The following is an 18516-nucleotide window of genomic DNA, read 5'->3' on the forward strand; positions in this document are numbered from 1 at the left end:
CATATGGGGCAAAGGCCTTCCGGTTGTGTGCCAACCAAGGTTGGCACCTACCAAGGGCGACGCACCGGCGTCTGAACCAATTGCCGCCCGCGCGACACTGCGTCGCATCTACCCCCTGCCACAGGCCGCCAAAACAGGGTAAAATGTCGCGCTTCCCCACATCTCGGGTATGCCGATGCTGCGCATCCAGGCTGAAGCACTCACTTACGACGACGTCTCGCTCGTCCCCGCTCATTCGACCATCCTGCCCAAGGACGTCAACCTCGAAACGCGGTTGACGCGCGACCTGAAGCTCAAGCTTCCGATCCTGTCCGCCGCCATGGATACCGTCACCGAAGCACGCCTGGCCATCGCCATGGCACAGCTGGGTGGCATGGGCATCATCCACAAGAACCTGAGCGTGGAGCAGCAGGCCGCGGAAGTGGCCAAGGTCAAGAAGTTCGAGGCCGGTGTCATCCGCGACCCGATCACCGTCGGCCCGGAAACCACCATCCGCGACGTGCTGGCCCTGACCCAGGCACACAACATCTCCGGCGTGCCGGTGGTGGGCAGCGACGGCCTGCTGGCCGGCATCGTGACCCATCGCGACATGCGCTTCGAGACCGAGCTGGACGATCCGGTCCGCCACATCATGACCAAGAAGGATCGCCTGATCACGGTCAAGGAAGGCGCCGCGTCTGATGAAGTGCTGCAGCTGCTGCACCGCAACCGCATCGAAAAGGTGCTGGTGGTCAATGACGAGTTCGCCCTGCGTGGCCTGATCACCGTCAAGGACATCCAGAAGAACACCGACTTCCCGAACGCTGCCAAGGACAGCGCCACCCGCCTGCTGGTCGGCGCGGCCGTCGGCGTGGGCGGCGATACCGACCGCCGCGTGGAAGCGCTGGTGGCTGCCGGCGTGGACGTGATCGTGGTCGATACCGCGCACGGCCATTCGCAGGGCGTGCTGGACCGCGTCAGCTGGGTCAAGAAGAACTTCCCGAACGTGCAGGTCATCGGCGGCAACATCTGCACCGGTGAAGCCGCGCTGGCGCTGCTGGACAGCGGCGCGGACGCAGTGAAGGTGGGCATCGGCCCGGGCTCGATCTGCACCACCCGCGTGGTGGCCGGCGTGGGCGTGCCGCAGATCACCGCGATCGACCTGGTAGCCGAAGCGCTGCAGGACCGCATCCCGCTGATCGCCGACGGTGGCATCCGCTACTCCGGCGACATCGGCAAGGCGCTGGCCGCCGGTGCTTCCACCATCATGATTGGTGGCCTGCTGGCCGGTACCGAGGAATCGCCGGGCGAAACCGAGCTGTTCCAGGGCCGTTCGTACAAGAGCTACCGCGGCATGGGTTCGCTGGCCGCGATGGAGAAGGGGTCCAAGGACCGCTACTTCCAGGACGCCGCCACCGCCGACAAGCTGGTGCCGGAGGGCATTGAAGGCCGCGTGCCGTACCGCGGCCCGGTGGGCGGCATCATCCACCAGCTGATGGGCGGCCTGCGCGCCACCATGGGCTACGTGGGCTGCGCTACCGTCGAGGACATGCGCAGCAAGCCCAAGTTCGTGAAGATCAGCGGCGCCGGCCAGCGCGAGAGCCACGTCCACGACGTGACGATCACCAAAGAGCCGCCGAACTACCGCTCCTGATGCGGGACGAGCAAAGAGGAACGAGGAAGCTGATTCCCGTTCCTCTTTCTCCATCTGCCGCTGAAAAATTCTGACGTTTTCGTTTTCCCTACTGCATTGCCGGGGCGCCATGACCAACATCCATAACGACAAGATCCTCATCCTCGATTTCGGCGCGCAGTACACGCAGCTGATTGCCCGCCGCATCCGCGAGCTGGGCGTCTACTGCGAAATCTGGGCGTGGGACCACAACCCGGCCGAGATCGCGGCGTTCGGCGCCAAGGGCATCATCCTGTCCGGTGGCCCGGAATCGACCACGCTGCCGGGCGCGCCCGCCGCGCCGCAGGAAGTGTTCGACAGCGGCCTGCCGATCTTCGGCATCTGCTACGGCATGCAGACCCTGGCCGCGCAGCTGGGCGGTGCCACCGAAGCGGCTGACCAGCGCGAATTCGGCCACGCCGAAGTGAACGTGATCAACCCGGATGCGCTGTTCAAGGGCCTGAGCGACCACGGCGGCGAGCCGAAGTTGAACGTCTGGATGAGCCACGGCGACCACGTCTCCGTTGCGCCGCCGGGCTTCACCATCACCGCCACCACCGACCGCATTCCGGTGGCCGCCATGGCCAACGAAGAAAAGCGCTGGTACGGCGTGCAGTTCCACCCGGAAGTGACCCACACCCTGCAGGGCCAGGCGCTGCTGCGCCGCTTCGTGGTGGATGTGTGCGGCTGCCAGACCCTGTGGACCGCCGCCAACATCATCGACGACCAGATTGCCCGCGTGCGCGAACAGGTGGGCGATGACGAAGTGATCCTGGGCCTGTCCGGCGGCGTCGATTCGTCCGTGGTGGCCGCACTGCTGCACAAGGCCATCGGCGAGAAGTTGACCTGCGTGTTCGTGGATACCGGCCTGCTGCGCTGGCAGGAAGGCGACCAGGTGATGGCGATGTTTGCCGAGCACATGGGCGTGAAGGTCGTGCGCGTGAATGCCGCCGACCGTTACTTCAGCGCGCTGGAAGGCGTGAGCGACCCGGAAGCCAAACGCAAGATCATCGGCAACCTGTTCGTTGAGATCTTCGACGAAGAGTCGAACAAGCTGAAGAACGCCAAGTGGCTGGCGCAGGGCACCATCTACCCGGACGTGATCGAGTCGGCCGGCAGTAAGACCGGCAAGGCGCATGTGATCAAGAGCCACCACAACGTGGGCGGCCTGCCGGAGCACATGAAGCTGGGCCTGGTGGAGCCGCTGCGCGAGCTGTTCAAGGACGAAGTGCGCCGCCTGGGCGTTGAGCTGGGCCTGCCGCGCAGCATGGTCTACCGCCATCCGTTCCCGGGCCCGGGCCTGGGCGTGCGCATTCTGGGTGAAGTGAAGCGCGAGTACGCCGAACTGCTGGCCAAGGCCGATGCCATCTTCATTGATGAGCTGCGCAAGGCGGATCTGTACGACAAGACCAGCCAGGCGTTTGCCGTGTTCCTGCCGGTGAAGTCGGTGGGCGTGGTGGGCGACGCGCGCGCTTATGAGTGGGTGATTGCGCTGAGGGCCGTGGAAACGATCGACTTCATGACGGCGCATTGGGCGCATCTGCCGTATGAGTTCCTGGGTACGGTGAGCAACCGGATCATCAATGAGTTGCGGGGGGTGTCGCGGGTGGTTTATGACATCTCGGGGAAGCCGCCGGCTACTATTGAGTGGGAATGAGTTGAGAGAACGAGGGCGCCGAGAGGCGCCCTTGTTTTTGGAGCGGCGCTCATTTCTACCCCGGGTCAACTTTGGTGTTTGCTGGGATACCGTACCCTGAAATGCGATCGAGCTGTGCCCCACAGCGAGGCTGGCGTGGACATTCTGGATGCGTAGCTTGTGGCCGGGCTAAGGTGCGCAAGCACGACTACAGGGTGGCTTTCGAGCTGAAGCGGATAAACGTTCGCTAACCTGTCTTCAAGCAGCGGGGCAGACTCCTTCCTCTCGTCGCGAACAGTAGCTCTTGGCGAGTGGAATGAGGTCAGGGGGAGTGATTTGGCTAGGCTTGCCGGTAGCGCATGACTCTGCTGGTTGCCTGTGCAGTGTTTTCAGTCGTAGCATTCTCAAACTACCGCAATCATGGAGTTAACTGTGAACTGGACTAGACGCCCATCCCAATCGCTCCGGCGTCACGGTTCGACTTGGATCCAGAGTTAGCCACCCAGAGCGATACCCAAGATGGTCGAAAAAATAAGAGTCTCTTTGTGGGACATATTCTCCTTCTTCCTCACTGGCCTTCTTGCCACATTTGTGCTGGCGGCAATGTTCGTGGCCTATGGTGATGTCACACTTAAAGAGCTGTTTGACGCGATTTCCACTTTCCCAGCATCCGTTACGCTTGTTGGTGCGCCGCTTGCCTTTACGCTTTTCGGAATGGTTATAGAGCCTTTTTCAAATTACTTCGACAGCTACATCTCGAGGTTCAATTTGGGCTGGATATCAAGGCCGAAGAAGAAACATAGTGAAGAAGAGGCTGTTCTTAGAGAGGAGATTAGATTTGCCTATATGGGGTCTCTAAATGGGAAGATCGAAAACCCATTTTCGATATGCAAAGAGTATGTGGAAACCAAGCAGCTAAGCACCACGTTCATGGTGTACTTGTCTAGATACGGCTTCTATCGTAATTGTGCTTTCATCTCTGTCGCGTCTGGCATTTGCTCCTTCTTTTTTGCTTCTACATGGTGCAGTGCGACTCTGGGGCTGTTGTGCGGGTTGCTAGTAGCTGCTGTCTTCAAACGGCGGGCCGGGGATTTTTACAGTTTGATGGCTCCAGCCGTGTACCGAGCGTTCCTTATTGATAAGATCTCATGGGTGCCTGGGGCTGGGTCAGATAATTCGCAAAAATTGAAAGATCCTCCCGACGCGACTTAGTTGAGTGACTGTAATGTGGCGCCGCGGCTCGAGCCATTGCTAGTACCTTCTAAGTGCAAGCAAGGATGTTACCTTGGTCAGGCATTTGTATTCGCACGATAACTCGCAGGGCGCTGTGATTAGCTGATTCGGGCTCTCGCCGTAGAATGTGGTTAAGTCAGTCTTGGCCTTGGCCGCGCTCTCTACTGTTTTCAATTGACGCATCGGCGGAGGCGGTCAGGGGACTTCTAATATGACTAGTCTGTGGGCGGGGCACCTAGTCTATCCGCGCATCGATATGCAATTACTGCCATGTCCTTGTCGCTCTGCACTGCTGTTGAGTGGGTTCTCCGCTATAGTTGCGTGGTAAGGGGTGCTGGACCTTAGGTCTAGAGCTAGGCGGGGCAGGGGATAAGAGATAAGGATGTTGGATGCTGGTGAGAATGCTGAGCGTTCGGAGGATGGAAATTGACCATTGATGAGCTTCGAGAGGCTTTGGATGTGTACTTGGCGCCTCTTCTTTCTGCGCAGGTGTTGCCGGGAACTGTACCCTGCAGGGTAAACAGTCGAAGGGTTGCGTCGCTTGAGCCTTCGAAGACGGCCATTATGGCTGACCCTGCGGACGTGGAGAGGATAGTTCTTTATCGTCGTCCGGGATTTACACCTGAAGAGCTGGCGGTAACGAAGGCATTTGTCGAAGAGCTCTTTGCCATACATGGTGCAGCCGGTCCCGAGTATCGAGCTGAGTTATTCACTTTTCTCCCGGCGCGTGCAATTGCGCGTTATCTGGGCAGTCTTCCCGCGATAAGTTTAATCCTGCGTCAGTTCGTTGCTTGGTCCGCCCGTACATATGAGGGCGGGGCAATCGCATCGGCCATAGGAATAGATCCAAACGAACTGGGTAATGGAAGTGACCTCACTGAGATATTTAAAGAGGATTTCTCGGCGGTTATAAGTAACGGATTTGATACTCTGCTAGTTGTAACTCCGGATTGCAATATATCGGGATCTGGGCAACTTCCGGCACATCAGCTCGGGCTTGGCTATGTGCCATACCGATTGAGCGCCATTGCAGAATGGGCTGACGGTGGCCGCATTGCGCTGGTGTTGAATCGCCTTGGTGAACAGCTGATATTCAAAAATAAGAAGCTGATCTTCGCTAAACGTCGCGGCGAATGGCAGTTCTATGCCCATGAGATGTATCTCCGGGAAATGCAGCCTCCTCAAAATAGATTGTTGCGGGAGGCAATCTACCAAAGCTGTCTAGACATTTCGTTTGCTCGAAGCGGTGGCTGCATAATTGTGATTAGATCTGCGTCGCTTGATGACGTGGGTGAAGTTGTTTCAGAGTCAGATCTGATTTTAGGGGGGAATCCCTCCATTAAATCAAAAACGATTCGGGCTATGGTGAATGGGAGGTTCCAGAGTCTTGATCGGCGCTTGCGTCAGGAATTGCTTTCGCTGGATGGTGCTATGGTGCTGGATTATCTGGGTAATATAATGGCGGCAGGTGCGATCATAAGTGTACCTGCGGGTAGTGAGGGCGGAGGGCGAACCGCCGCAGCAAAGAAGGGTAGTAGCCTCGGACTCGGAATTAAAATTTCCGAGGACGGGGGAATCTCTGTCTATAGGCAAGAGAACAGAATTTTTGTGGCCTGATCAGTGGATGTCCGGCGTTCGCTCCAGCAGTGGCAACTCTGGAGAGGGTGCCGCAGGCTCTACAAGAGCATCTAAGAAGTGGTGGGCCGCCAGCCATCTGCAAGTGGTCAGCGTTGCAATAATTTTCCACTCAAGCTGTTCTCACTTACGCTTGCTACGTAGCTTCAAGGAAGATCGCCGAAGACGTCACTCTGGATGGGTTCAGCGCCTCGGCGTCGCGATGCTCTTTCGGAAAGGTCTAATCTTGTGTAATGTCGGCCACATCAAGCCAAGGAGGGGGGGGCTGAAGTGTCTGCTTTCGTGTTGAGTACTTACTTCCAATTGCGGTTGCATAGAAGCAATGGAAATCAGTTCCAGGATCTGTTCAATGAGCTCATGACCAGAAGTCAGGGTGGCTACGTTGCCGTGAAGCCATGGGGTAGTCATGGCGACCGGGGCAATGATGGATATGTGCCAGCGGAGCTTCGATTTTTTCAACTCTATGCGCCGAGTTCTGAAGCCAATCCCGTGACATCCTGCTCTAAGGCGGTGGGAGACTTCTCTAAGCTTGAGGAGGCCTACCCTAATCTTAAGCATTATCACTTCGTGATGAATGATAAGTTTCAAGGGATTCCTGCGCCGGTGGCAGAATCATTGGTTAAGCTAAAGCAGGATAAATCAACTCTTGGGGACTGCTCCCCTATTGGGGCGTATGAGCTTCGGTCGCGATTTGAGGCTCTTTCTCAGGAGCAGCAAATTTTGATCGTGGGAGACCTTCCTGCATTCATTCCTAAGCAGTTGGATCTTTCAATTTTAGGTGCGATTCTAAAAGAGCTTGCGGATAATGACGATGACTTGGTTCATCTTGATAGAATTGATCTTCCAGCGGAATTTGATGCCAAAGCTGCGTTTAATGGATTTAGTGATGCAGTTAAGTCCAGGCTGACTCAATACGCGCGAAGAAGTCACCTCGTTGATAAGATGCTATCGCATCGAGACTCCTCTTGGCTTCAGTCGATTTCCGAAGAGGTGAAGCAACGTTATACTGGTACTCCGAAGGGCGCTACCCCGGATGAGCGATTCTGGCTTCTTTCTGAGTCGTTGATACCTGAATTTGCTAAAGCACATGCACATACTTTGAAAGCATTTCGAGAGGCTTCCCTGCTGGTGATTGCAAAATACTTCGAGGCTTGTGATGTCTTTGAAAATCCAAACAGCACTGCTGCCCCAAAAGCACATTGATTTTAGTCAGTCGCTCGTCGGCATTGGTGGCTTTGTTAGAGCGCTGCTTAGGACGGGCCCGAAGAGCTTTGACCAGGTGTGGCGGATGGCTTATGCCGATGACTCTGATTGGCCTTCTAAACCGTCCGCCGAGCAGGTGATGCTTGCGATCATCATTCTGTTCTCAATAGGGCAATTGGAGCACGTTGGCGACGGAAGGTTTGGGTTGATAGGATGAGAATAGTTAGACTTTCCTCTAGTGAGAGTAGCTTTAGGGAGCTCCGATTTCGCGAGAAGGGAGTGTCTCTCATCCTTGGTGACGGAGAGCATGTCGCCGGTCGACAGGATGGCGATAGCAATGGGGTTGGGAAGACTTTGGCTCTGCGCTTGATTCATCATTGTCTGGGCGCAGACAAGCCGCCACCGGCTTTGGCTTCAGTGGCTGCGGAATGGTGGTTTTACTTGGATGTCCGAATCGGAGGTCGCGATTTTCGGATTGCCCGGAAAGGTGACGGTTCAAAGATCGCTTTGAACGAGAAGGAGATAAGGATTAAGCCATTTCGTGAGTGGCTCAATCAATACGGTGGTTTCGAGTCGGATGTGCACTCTTTCCGTTCATTGTTTCCTAGGTTTGCGCGAAGGAGTCAGGAGGACTCGGCGAGTCCCGTGGCACTTGAAAAGGAACTTCCGCACGAGGCTTTGCAGAGAACACTATATCTCCTTAACGTCGATGAGGTCTTATCAAGGCGAAAAGTTGAGCTAAAGGAGCGACTGGATGCTCTGAAGGACGAAGTAAAGCTTTTAAAGAAATCTAGTATATTTAGGGATGTCTTCAAGGCTGGTCAGCGACCAGAGAGTAGATTGAAGGAGCTTGGCGCTGAATCCGATATCCTTCGTGCAAATCTCCAGTCATTTGAAGTTTCTGAAGACTATAGGAATATCGAAGATCAGGCCAATCAGCTGACCAGCGAGCTCAGAGCGATCTCGGAGGAGATCCATCTTCTGAAGTTCGAGCTAGATGGTGTTAAGGATGCTCAACAGCGTCGGGTTGATATCACTCGCAACGATCTTCTTTCGCTGTATGAAGGTCTCGGTCAGATCTTTCGACCCGAAGCGTTGAGGCATTTTCAGCAGGTTGAAGATTTTCAGAAGGCTCTGGTATCGAATCGCGAGCATCGTTTGATGAAGGACGAAATTCGGATACGAGAAGAAATTAATAATCTTGAGGCCTCTGAGTCGTCGAAGTCCACTGCTCGCGCCATGCTCCTACAGCATATAGCTGGGAAAAGAGCTCTGGATGAGTATGTTTCTCTGACTATGAAGCTTGCTGGGCTGGAGGAGGAGAGGAAGCGTCTTCAGTCCTTTGTTGATCTTGAGAAAGATAAGGCGAAAGAGTTGCAGATCGTGAAATCTGCAATGGTGTATCAGGACGAGTTGGCATTGCGATATGCCCAGTCTGATCCGCTGGATGACCTTGATGGAAAGTATAGGTCAATCGTTCAGCGGCTCTATCCGGATAGCTCGGCCGGGATCACCCTGAAGAATAACTCAGGGGAGAATAAAGTAAGGTTCAATTTGGATGTTTCAGTCCAAGGTCAAGACTCTGATGGTATTGCGAACGCCCGAATTATCTGCTTTGATTGGCTTCTCTTTAAGCATGGTCGGGAGCATAATATGGATGTTCTCTGGCATGATAATCGACTATTTGCTGACATGGATCCCAAGCCTAGAGCGAGTTGGTTTTCTTTCATTAGTGAAACCTTCATGAAGGAGGATAGGCAGTACATCGCAACGCTCAATTATGAGAACTTTCATAGCATGGCGCCATTTCTCCATGATTCGATTCGAAGCATGCTTGAGAATAGTGTAATTGTTACGCTTAAGGGGGATAGAGATGCGAACAGGCTAATGGGTGTGAAGTTTGGATAGTGCTTTTGCTCGGCTTCGGAGATTGGTGCCTTGGCCGGAGTAGCCGGCGATCAGCCATATTCTGAACAATCTAGTTTCGTCATTCGGGCCTGACCTCCCGACAAGCCCATTCCATCAACCCCCGGCAAGCCAGAAACAACCCATCAACAACCCCCTCATCCAAATGCCGCTCCGGGTCCGCTGCCACCCGGCAGCGGTCTGCGGCGTGCAGTATCTCCAGAACCGTCAGCGCACCCACCATCGCGCGCTCGGTCCTCGCTAGGCTCACGCGGCGGCCGGGTGATACGTCGGTTTCTGGCCACGGGTGCCCATCGGCACCCTCGCAGCCGCGCATGCGCTTGAGGATGCCGAGGAGGGAGTTCAGGTCGGGCAGGGGAGTGTCGTCGTTGATGGGCTCAACAACGGTGTACGAAGAGAAGGTGTCGGATTCGTTCATGGCGTCGGCTTCCGTGGCTGTGCTTAACAGCGCCACCGCGTAGGCGGGGTGGCGGACGATGCGTGGCTGCAAACCGGGACGAAGTAGTGCCATGACCGGTGGGCCAGAAGACCCCCACGCACCGCCCGCCATAGAGGCCGACGGATTGCCCGCCGGCGCCGGTTAAGGACGGCGCCGACGGGCAAGCGTAAACAACAGGCACATCGAACGTCACGGGTTTGCAGACCCGCTGCCACCCGTTGTCGGTGGCGCGCCATGGTGTTTACGCTGCCGCTTCGAATGCAAATTGAAATTCGCGAAGAAATCGCGCGATTCGAGAGGGGGAAACTATTGTTGCACGCGCCATTCGTGCAGCAGGCGACGCCGCAAGACGCATTCGTGCAGATGCGCAGCCGATTGCGAATCAGAGTGACGTAATCGCCCATGACGCAAGCGGATAACGCGACGGCGTTCTTTGCAACAGTTCTTAGTCCGCAGCGAATGGCAACGCTGTTTGATTAGCCGCATGGCCCGAAAAGCGGTCCAAAGCCGACATCGCCAGGGACCATCAGAAACCTCGACCAACGCCGTCTTCGACGACCGACGCATTCCCCACCAGCAACTCAATCATCGCTCTTGCAGCCGCCGACTGCCGCCGATGCGGCGCATAGATCACCGAGAACGGCCGCGACCGCCCACACAGCTGCGGCAGCACTTCCACCAGCTGCCCACGCTGCATCCGCTCGCGCACGATGAATTCATAACTCTGGCAAATCCCAATACCCTGTTCGGCCAGCGACACCACGCCCAGTACATCGTCGGAGGTCTCGATGGACGAGCGCGGCAGCCAGTCCACGTCGCGCCCGTCGTCGCGGAAGATCCACGGCGCCAGCCGCCCGGTGCGTGGCATCACGAAGGGCAGGCACAGGTGCTGCTGCAGGTCGTCCAGCGTCTGCGGCGTGCCGCGGCGCTGCAGGTAGTCCGGCGCGGCCACCAGTAGCAGTGGCGCGTCTTCCAGCTTCCGCCCCACCAGCCCACTGTCCGGTAGCTGGCCCAGGCGGATGGCCAGGTCGAAGCCTTCGGCCACCAGGTCCACGTTGCGGTTGGTGATGTTCAGTTCCACCTGCACCTGCGGGTACTGCTGCGCAAAGCGCGCCAGCACGGGCGGCAGCCGGTAGTGGCCATAGGTGGTGGGCACGCTCAGGCGCACGCGGCCGGCCAGCGCACCGTCCTGGGCCAGTACGTCGCGCTCGGCGTCGTCCAGCAGGCCGAAGGCGGTGCGTACCTGTTCCCGATAGAGCCGCCCGGCATCGGTCAGGCCCACGCGGCGGGTGGTCCGCTGCAGCAGCTGCCGGCCCAGCCGCGCTTCCAGTCGGGTGACCGCGCGGCTCAGCACCGAGGGCGTGGTGGACAGCGCCACCGCGCCAGCTGTGAACGAGCCGTGCTCGACCACCGCCAGGAACACCTCCACATCGCCCAGGTAGTCGAACTTGCGGCTCATTTGGCTCTCCGGGGAACAGATTTTTTGCAATTGGGCCAATTTATCGCCGCTGGAGCGATGAATAAAGTGGCGGCCATTCCCCGATAGGAGCTCCCCATGAACCTGATGACCCGGCTGGCCGCTGCGCTGGCCCTGACCCTGGCCGCCAGCGGCGCGCATGCCGCCAACGTGCTGGTGGTGCTGTCCGACGAAAACCACCTGGACCTGAAGGACGGCAAGGTGCTGTCCACCGGCTTCTATCTCAACGAGCTGATGCAGCCGGTCAAGCTGCTGCTGGATGCGGGCCACGAGGTGACCTTCGCCACGCCGCAGGGGCGGGCGCCGACGGTGGATGCGTCCTCGGTGACGCCGGCGTACTTCGGCAACGACGCCGCGCAGCTGACGCTGCACAAGGATCTGCTGGAGAAGCTGGCGCTGACCTCGCCGACCGCCTCGCCGGTGGTCAGCCTGGCGCGCGTCGAGCAGCAGGGCTACGCGCATTTCGATGCGGTCTACATTCCCGGTGGCCACGCGCCGATGCAGGACCTGCTGAAGAGCCCGGCACTGGGCCGGCTGCTGGCCGACTTCCACCAGCGCAACAAGACCACCGCGCTGGTCTGCCACGGGCCGATCGCACTGCTGTCCGCGCTGCCGGATGCGGATGGTTTCGTGGGGAAGCTGGAATCGGGTGCGATGCCGGCCACGCCGAAGTGGATCTACAGCGGCTACCAGATGACGGTGATCAGCAACGAGGAAGAAGAGCAGGCCAAGCCGCTGCTGGGCGGCGGCGAGATGAAGTTCTACCCGCAGACCGCGTTGGTGCGGGCGGGTGCGCGGTTCAGCAGCAATGCGACGCCGTGGACGGGGCATGTGGTGGTGGACCGCGAGCTGATTACCGGGCAGAACCCGGCTTCGGCGTTGGAGGTGGGGCAGCGGCTGGTGGAGCGGTTGAGGTAAGGCCGGGTTACAAAGCAGGTTACCCGCCTTGGGGGCCGAGGGGCCAGTTCCTCGGCCTGTGTATGGAGATATCGACGTGGCCCTTACAGGAGGAATCAGCCCGCCACGCGCGCTGTTCCTGACAGATCTTCTATTTCGGAAAGCGCGTGACGCGTCAGTGCCCAATCGCCGGCGTGCCTGATCGCCACGCCTCCCGCCGCTGTCCAAGCATCACAGTTCTCTTTGAAATCATCGATCAGAACATCGCCCGGCTGGTGCATGAAGAGAGGCTTATGCCTGCCTCCGAGCACAGGCAACACCAGGCAGGTTACTGACAAGTGTTCGCGAACCCACTGTCGCTTCTGCATCGCAGCGAGCGGATAGTTCGATTTCGGACAGGCAGTGAGAATCACCGGATTCAAGTGGTGGATGCTGTGGAAGAACTCCACTGCACCGTGCATCGGCGGAAGGTCGCGGAAGAATGACGGGTGGTTGTTGATGTGCCCCCACATTTCATCGTCGGCGAGCAAACGATGGTCCAGGCCAAAAAGGGCAGGAAATGCCGCGTCGAAGTCAGCCATCACACCATCAAGATCCACATAGATTGTGCGTCTGGGTGCACTCGATCCATCTGGGTGCTGCTTCGCGAGCGGGTCCATCATCGGTATCGACTTCACATCATCTGCGTTCATTACAGAGTTCTCCTCTCAAGAGTGGGCTTTCTTCTTCATCCGTTCCCCGCTAGCGGGGCAAAGTGCTTGGCGATTGCGACAAACATGGCAGCAGTCACGATGCTGCCGGCGTCGGTCCAGGGCGAAAAGGGGGGATGGCCTGCAACCCCCGCCAATGCGGAACGCCAGAGTGTCTTTTGAGTCCATCAGGCGCTGCTGCAGCGGGACAGTGCGCCGCGCCGTAACAACACAATACGAGCACCACCAGCCAGAATTGAAACTGAGATGGAGCTCGCATCACGGCGTCGCCCACCGGCTGATGCCGTAATCGGCACGCTTTAATTGCGGTTTATATCGCGGCGCTTCTTCAAATGCCTGCCGAGTGGCTGCTCTGGCCTCTGGCCAAGACGCGGCCCGCACCCACTGGCTCATTTCGCCAACCAAGGAGCACTCTTGCTCGCTGGTGAGTGGGTCATCGCCTTGCGCTTCAGGAAGGCCAGACGGTGATATACCTGTAGCGCTCGATCCAGACTCAAAAGGACGTCACTGAAATGGATGCTCTGGCTCATTCAATGTACCACGCCGACCAGCGGGACCACCATGCCGAAGCCGTGCTCGAGGCCTTCTTCGCCACGCACCGCACGCCGGCTCTGGTGCTGCAGCGCTTCTACCCACCGGCGGCATTCCCCAGGGTTCGCAGCCGTCTAGGCGGTCTGCCGCAATTGCCCGATGGGATGGATTGGCCGGTTGGCGAGAGTTACGACGAAGCGGCGCCGATGCACTTCCTGGCGCAGATCGATTGTGCTGAACTGCCGTGCGTGGATCCTGATATGCCCTCGCAGGGCATGCTGTTCTTCTTCGCCATGAACGACGAAGAGCAGATCTGGGACACCGACGAACCGCAGCAACGTGTGCGTGTGCTGTACGCGCCTGTGGTCGCGGCTGATCAGCAGGTGCGTGTGCTGCCGGAGGGCATGCGGCCAATTCTGGATGAAGGCCCCTCGGACCATGCGCACCGCAATCCTGCATGGCTGCTGCCTGAGGAAGATGGGCCGTGCGTGCATGTTCAATGGCCCTTGGTGGCGCGGCGCATGGACACTTGGCCGGACGAACTGGAGCTGCCACCGGGTGAAGAGGATCGGCCGTACTACGATGTCTACCCCTTACGCCGGGACGAAATGCGGCTGGGCGCGGTGGTGGCGGCCACGGGTCTGTTTCCGCGCGCGGATGCAGCGACGGAATGGGAGCGCCCGCAGTCACCGGCGTGGACCTTCCCGATGCAATGGCTGCGCTACCAGACGGATTTCCCCCAGGTCGGCATCATCATTGACCGCCTTTCGCGGGTGATCGGCAATGCGCGGCGTGCAGGCAAGCGCGGGGACGCTGATTATGCCGATGTGCGCGCATGGGTTGAGCATGCGGCCGCAATCGGCTGGGACGAACCCCCGGATGAAGCGACGCGGGAGGCATTCCGTGAATGGATTGTCGGGCAGATCAGCGACGACTTCGAGAGTCCGACCCTAACCGACCTGAGCATGGGGCGGGCGTTCACCAAGGGACTGTTGGCGGCGGTTGCCTACGCGGCAGGCTCACCGGTGGCGGCCGCACGCATTCCTGCACTGATGTACCGCCATTTGCAGGACGAGCATTTGCCGTTTGATGAGAGCATGCGCACGCTGCCTGACGGCCGCAAGCGCTGCGCTGAATCGCGCGTGCACCAGATGTTGGGGCACGTACCACGCTTGCACGGCGTCGTGCCGGAGGTGGAGGGCGAGGGCGGAGAGGTCTGTCTGCTGCAGTTGGCGTGTGATCCGCCGATTGATCTGGTCTTTGGCGACTGTGGTCAGGCCACGTTCTGGTTGAGTCGTGAGGATCTGCGCAACTGCAGGTTTGATCGCGTCGTTGGCGTGGTGGAGTCACACTGACAGCCGTTTTCCCAGGGAAGCCCTTCAACAGATATGCGAACGTTCGTCCTCTTCATTCACTCCGCCTTGTGCTTCGCCCTGCTGTCTGGCTGCGCCAGTGGGCCGGAGTATCACCATTACAGTCGCGAGATCACCGGCGCGTTCGTGGCCGACGACGGCAAGCTGTATCTGCTGCCGGTCTATGACGAGCCAATGCGCTTCGATGCGGCGCCGTTCCGTGATTACCGCGCCCTGATGGACAGCCCGCTGCGCGAGGCCGTGGTCTGCGCGCAGATGTACATCCGTGAGGACTGGCGCGTTCCGGCTGGCCGCACCAAGGTGCATGGCAGCTACGCGCTGCTGCTGCGGCCGGAGCAGGTCACGCCGGAACAGGCGGCGCAGTTCAAGCTGGAGCGGTTGGAGATCAGCCCGCGGGTGGCCAAGGCCATTGACGAGTTGACGCGCCGGCCGTACATCCTTGAAGCCCGGACCCGCTACGAACTGGCGGCCAACCCGGACTGCAATCTTTCCAGGAAGGGCGGCAGCTATTACAGCGCGCTGTTCGAGGGTGACGGCGAGCGGGTGCAATTGCCGGAAGCTGCTGCGCTGGCCGCGAAGGCGAAGCTGCCGCAGTCGATTACCGCGCGGGCTGAGCGGATCCAGCCGGAGGCGGCGGATAAGGCAGGGGCGGGTACGGCGGCCGGGAAGGTGCTGGGTGCGGCGCTGATACCTGTGGCGGTTCCGGTGTTTGTGCTGAGCCTGCCGTTTCTGGGGCCGGATCATTGGAAGTGATGGGACGTTGAAGCCAGAGCATCCACGCGCAGCGGCGAAGGACCCAGAGCGCCCGTTCCGCGTTGGAATCTGGGCTGCGCTTGAACCCGCCTCGCCGGATCTCCGGTACGTCCATGACCTTGGTGATGGTTAATGGGAAAGAGGATCGAGAGCACTACTTCTTTGATACAGATACCTTCTATCTGCAGCGGGGCCCAGTGCCCGCGGCGGTGCCGCTCTCGCAGATCACCTCCGTCACCCGAACCTCTGACATGATCTACGAGCGCTATGTCTGGCAGGTGTGCTTCAGCAAAGCAGCGGTCAGAAAGAGCGTAACGTTCACCAACAACCTGACGCTGTTCAACCGCGACTTCCTGCTCTTCCTGGAGGCGGTGCGGAAAGCCAATCCGCTCGCGACCGTTGATCGAGCGGGCCTGCGCTTCTAACCGTGCGGCGACTTCAGCAGCGCCGGTTGGTAAACAGAGGGGCTAGGTGGACGGCTGCCATAGATGATTTCGCACGTGTCTCACTCACTCAGCCCATGCTGGCGGCGCGGATCTGGATATCCTGCTGCACGCGCTGATCTTCCAGCTGCTGCTCAAGTTGGTTGGCAATGGCGCGCTGCTGCGCCTCGCGGCTGACTGCGTCGAACTGCTGCATTGATTCTTCAACCGAGGTCTGTGCGGCCAGCTCGGTGGGCATTGCGGCGCGCTGGTGTGCGGGGTCGCTGGGCTCGCCCTGGACCACAAACAGGGTGTGACCGGTGGGCTTGTCTGCTGTGGCGTTGCTCAGCAGCACGTGGTCGACACGGTCCAGGTCGTTGTCTTTGGCCAGCACCAGCAGGCTGGCGGTCATGCGCTCGCTGGCTTCGTCGAAGGTGCGGCCGTGCTTGGCGTCCAACCTTGCCACGCCTTCTCGTACCTGTTGGTAGAGGGCGTGATCGGGATGCTCGGGCTGGGCCGGCAGCAGGGGAGCGGGCGGTGCTTCAGGCTGTTGAAAGGCCATTGCGGTGGACGGCGGGGTGGGCTGCACGTCCATTGGCGATGGCGTGTAAGGACGCTCGTGCTCCGAGACCTTGGGCGCGGCGTCTGTTGCCGGCGGGGGCGCAGCCGGCTCGACTGCGGCGCGGTTAGCTGGAATTTCTGACTTGGGCTGGATCGGCGCCGGCTTTGCGTCGTTTTCGTGGAGGCGAGCAGTCACTGGCGCGGCGTCGGCCACTTCGGTCTGGTTCGCTGGGGCCAGGGAGTGGGCGTGAGTCGCAACTGGATCCTGCGCGGGAGCGTGGCGCTCAACACCGGAAGCAGGCAGCGCACTCGCCTCGGGCTGGGCGCGAGATTGCTCAGCCGCGGGAATGGAGGGTGATGGCGCGGGCGCAGACGGCGTCTGCTGCGCAGGAGAGTCTGCATCCGTGCGCACTTTCTGCTCGCTCGAATCTTCCTGCGTTGGGGGCGCTTTAGCTGCAGTTGGCTCGGGTCGTAGCCCTTCCGGGCGCGTCGGTTCCTGTGCCGGCTCGGCACGAACCGACGGGGTCGGTGCTGCAGGCGCGGGAGTGCGGTGCTCCTGCACCAGGGGTGGTGCGCTGGGCGCCGGCGCAGCTCGCTCCTCGGCGTGCGCATCGACTACTGCCTGCGGCGTCAGGCGCTCCTCGGCGTGTTCGCCGCGCACCTCGGCTACCGCTGCGGCGGCCAGTTGCTGCGCCTGGGGAGCCGCGACGCCCAGCCGGTTCGCTTCTTGCGTGGCCTGATCGTAGGCATCGCGCTCGTTTGCGGTCAGGGCTTCAATACGTCGCTCATGGGAGCCGGGTGTGGGAGCCTCCTGCTGCTGGATCGCCCGGATCTGCGGATAGGTGCCATTCAACTCGTCGCGGATGTTGCCCTCGGCCAGCGAATCGTAGATCCAACCGTCATGCAGCCATTCGCCATCGTGCTGGCGCTGATAGGTGCGCCCATCGGATGCCAGAACGTGATCGGGATGGTTCCGGGCGAAGACCACCTCCTCCGGAATCTCGCCGTACTGGGACCAGCCTTGCGTGGTGTATACCTGCTCGTACTGCTTGGCGAAGGCGGCTGAACTACGGGCGGCGTTGAAGGCCATGATGCCTTGAGCGGTCTCATCGAGATGGGCCGCCTTGGCGGCATCGGCCACTTCCACCGTCGTGTTCTTGATGCCGTGCTCAAGGACTTGATGGACGACCTCACGTCGCCATTCGCCGGTTTCCGGACTGCGCTCCCAGGAGCGCGGCAGTGCGCTGGGTGTGTCGGTGGCGTCGCCGGCAATGCTGAAAGGATTTATCGGTTGATCAGGCTCCCGCATCCGCAGGCCAACGGCCAAGCTTGAGGCTTGGTAGTTCAGTTGCTGGGTCAATTCGGCATCGGCCGTCAGCAGCGTAGCCGGGCCGTAGATGGGGCGATCGGCCAAGGTGCCGACAGTGCCTATGATTTCCCGCTCGCTGTGCGTCCAGCCCTTCTCAGGATGCGCGGGATCAAACGTCCAGACTCTGCCGGTGCCGTCGCCCTGGTTGTTGATCTTGTACTTCTCGACCCATTCGACAACTTCGCTGGCGCCCCACGCACCCAGTCCGGCACCGATAATGCCGGTGACAATCGCGCCGGGGCCGGACTCGATGCCCAGCAGCGTGCCCGCCTTGGCGCCCAGCGCTGCCCCGGTCCAGCCGCCGACACTGCGCGCACCGAAGTCCAATATCGCAGCTTCCGCACCTGTGCGGTTGTCGCGCGCGTACAGGTCGGCAATCTTTGTCCCTTCCGTGGCTGCTTCAACAACAGTTGCTGCGGCACCGCCGATGATGGCGCCTCGCACCATGTTTGGACGGACGCGGATTGTGTGGTCGACGCTGCGTGCTTCCTGGATGTTGGGCGTTATGCCCTCAACAACCTTGAGCGTTGCGCGTTCATCGAAAACGGCTGCCGCTGTTGGTGGACTGACCTTGTCGTTGAGGGGTAGGGTGTCCCCAAGCTCGGCGTGCCAGCGGCCTTGTGTGCGCCAGCCATCGCGCACTGCTTGGGTGATTCGAGTGTCTTTCAGCCGAGCTTCGCGTTCGGCTTCCAGTGCTGCG

General features: G+C 59.7%; 15 protein-coding genes. 11 read left to right on the forward strand and 4 right to left on the reverse strand.

The window, feature by feature from the left end; genetic code table 11:
• The first annotated feature begins 175 nt into the window (after positions 1-175).
• From guaB to CR918_RS07160, 7 genes are all read left to right on the forward strand, one after another.
• A complete protein-coding gene (gene guaB / locus CR918_RS07135) occupies positions 176-1633 on the forward strand; it encodes an IMP dehydrogenase (protein WP_099844268.1) in 1458 nt (485 codons plus the stop codon).
• Positions 1634-1742: 109 nt separating this feature from the next.
• Complete coding sequence (guaA, locus tag CR918_RS07140) at positions 1743-3308, forward strand: glutamine-hydrolyzing GMP synthase (RefSeq protein WP_099842332.1); 1566 nt, start codon at positions 1743-1745, stop codon at positions 3306-3308.
• 498 nt (positions 3309-3806) lie between these two features.
• Positions 3807-4499: a hypothetical protein gene (locus CR918_RS07145; RefSeq protein WP_088100632.1), complete on the forward strand. Its 693-nt coding sequence runs from the start codon at positions 3807-3809 to the stop codon at positions 4497-4499.
• Positions 4500-4946: 447 nt separating this feature from the next.
• Complete coding sequence (locus CR918_RS21030; protein WP_165780888.1) at positions 4947-6137, forward strand: hypothetical protein; 1191 nt, start codon at positions 4947-4949, stop codon at positions 6135-6137.
• Between the two features lie 288 nt (positions 6138-6425).
• Entirely contained in the window at positions 6426-7358 is a 933-nt protein-coding gene (locus CR918_RS21035; RefSeq protein ID WP_133119673.1) for an ABC-three component system protein, read from the forward strand.
• Complete coding sequence (locus tag CR918_RS07155; RefSeq protein WP_088100634.1) at positions 7312-7575, forward strand: ABC-three component system middle component 6; 264 nt, start codon at positions 7312-7314, stop codon at positions 7573-7575. The genes CR918_RS21035 and CR918_RS07155 overlap by 47 nt, the downstream gene beginning before the upstream one ends.
• A 62-nt stretch (positions 7576-7637) precedes the next feature.
• The gene (locus tag CR918_RS07160) at positions 7638-9266 is read left to right on the forward strand and encodes a DUF2326 domain-containing protein (protein ID WP_165780889.1); all 1629 of its coding nucleotides are present in this window, start codon (positions 7638-7640) and stop codon (positions 9264-9266) included.
• 79 nt (positions 9267-9345) lie between these two features.
• On the opposite strand, the gene CR918_RS07165 is transcribed toward CR918_RS07160, so the two are convergent.
• A complete protein-coding gene (locus CR918_RS07165; protein ID WP_088100700.1) occupies positions 9346-9702 on the reverse strand; it encodes a hypothetical protein in 357 nt (118 codons plus the stop codon).
• 547 nt (positions 9703-10249) lie between these two features.
• Positions 10250-11182: a LysR family transcriptional regulator gene (locus CR918_RS07170; RefSeq protein ID WP_099842334.1), complete on the reverse strand. Its 933-nt coding sequence runs from the start codon at positions 11180-11182 to the stop codon at positions 10250-10252.
• Positions 11183-11278: 96 nt separating this feature from the next.
• Between CR918_RS07170 and CR918_RS07175 the strand changes: the two genes are divergently transcribed.
• The gene (locus tag CR918_RS07175) at positions 11279-12118 is read left to right on the forward strand and encodes a type 1 glutamine amidotransferase domain-containing protein (RefSeq protein WP_099842335.1); all 840 of its coding nucleotides are present in this window, start codon (positions 11279-11281) and stop codon (positions 12116-12118) included.
• Between the two features lie 95 nt (positions 12119-12213).
• Here CR918_RS07175 and CR918_RS07180 read toward each other — a convergent pair whose 3' ends face one another.
• On the reverse strand, positions 12214-12789 hold the full coding sequence (locus CR918_RS07180) for a 5' nucleotidase, NT5C type (protein ID WP_099842336.1): 576 nt from the start codon (positions 12787-12789) through the stop codon (positions 12214-12216).
• Between the two features lie 530 nt (positions 12790-13319).
• Here CR918_RS07180 and CR918_RS07185 point away from each other — a divergent pair.
• From CR918_RS07185 to CR918_RS07195, 3 genes are all read left to right on the forward strand, one after another.
• Complete coding sequence (locus tag CR918_RS07185; protein ID WP_099842337.1) at positions 13320-14693, forward strand: DUF1963 domain-containing protein; 1374 nt, start codon at positions 13320-13322, stop codon at positions 14691-14693.
• 33 nt (positions 14694-14726) lie between these two features.
• The gene (locus tag CR918_RS07190) at positions 14727-15464 is read left to right on the forward strand and encodes a hypothetical protein (protein WP_099842338.1); all 738 of its coding nucleotides are present in this window, start codon (positions 14727-14729) and stop codon (positions 15462-15464) included.
• A 113-nt stretch (positions 15465-15577) separates the two neighbouring features.
• Positions 15578-15889 (forward strand): hypothetical protein, encoded by a 312-nt coding sequence (locus tag CR918_RS07195; protein WP_099842339.1) that lies wholly within the window; start codon positions 15578-15580, stop codon positions 15887-15889.
• Between the two features lie 88 nt (positions 15890-15977).
• Here the strand turns inward: CR918_RS07195 and CR918_RS07200 are convergent, their stop codons facing one another.
• Entirely contained in the window at positions 15978-18263 is a 2286-nt protein-coding gene (locus tag CR918_RS07200; RefSeq protein ID WP_341476902.1) for an XVIPCD domain-containing protein, read from the reverse strand.
• Positions 18264-18516 lie beyond the last annotated feature (253 nt).

The sequence above is a fragment of the Stenotrophomonas indicatrix genome (assembly GCF_002750975.1).
Classification (GTDB): Bacteria; Pseudomonadota; Gammaproteobacteria; order Xanthomonadales; family Xanthomonadaceae; genus Stenotrophomonas; species Stenotrophomonas indicatrix.

Excerpts from the sequence above, each read along its gene's own strand:
- CR918_RS07195 (WP_099842339.1), top strand. The coding sequence starts at position 15,578 with ATGACCTTGGTGATGGTTAATGGGAAAGAGGATCGAGAGCACTACTTC.
- CR918_RS07180 (WP_099842336.1), bottom strand. The coding sequence starts at position 12,789 with ATGAACGCAGATGATGTGAAGTCGATACCGATGATGGACCCGCTCGCG.
- CR918_RS07185 (WP_099842337.1), top strand. The coding sequence starts at position 13,320 with ATGGATGCTCTGGCTCATTCAATGTACCACGCCGACCAGCGGGACCAC.
- CR918_RS07145 (WP_088100632.1), top strand. The coding sequence starts at position 3,807 with ATGGTCGAAAAAATAAGAGTCTCTTTGTGGGACATATTCTCCTTCTTC.
- CR918_RS07200 (WP_341476902.1), bottom strand. The coding sequence starts at position 18,263 with ATGGTGCGAGGCGCCATCATCGGCGGTGCCGCAGCAACTGTTGTTGAA.
- guaB (WP_099844268.1), top strand. The coding sequence starts at position 176 with ATGCTGCGCATCCAGGCTGAAGCACTCACTTACGACGACGTCTCGCTC.
- CR918_RS07170 (WP_099842334.1), bottom strand. The coding sequence starts at position 11,182 with ATGAGCCGCAAGTTCGACTACCTGGGCGATGTGGAGGTGTTCCTGGCG.
- CR918_RS07155 (WP_088100634.1), top strand. The coding sequence starts at position 7,312 with ATGTCTTTGAAAATCCAAACAGCACTGCTGCCCCAAAAGCACATTGAT.
- CR918_RS07165 (WP_088100700.1), bottom strand. The coding sequence starts at position 9,702 with ATGAACGAATCCGACACCTTCTCTTCGTACACCGTTGTTGAGCCCATC.
- guaA (WP_099842332.1), top strand. The coding sequence starts at position 1,743 with ATGACCAACATCCATAACGACAAGATCCTCATCCTCGATTTCGGCGCG.
- CR918_RS07190 (WP_099842338.1), top strand. The coding sequence starts at position 14,727 with ATGCGAACGTTCGTCCTCTTCATTCACTCCGCCTTGTGCTTCGCCCTG.
- CR918_RS07175 (WP_099842335.1), top strand. The coding sequence starts at position 11,279 with ATGAACCTGATGACCCGGCTGGCCGCTGCGCTGGCCCTGACCCTGGCC.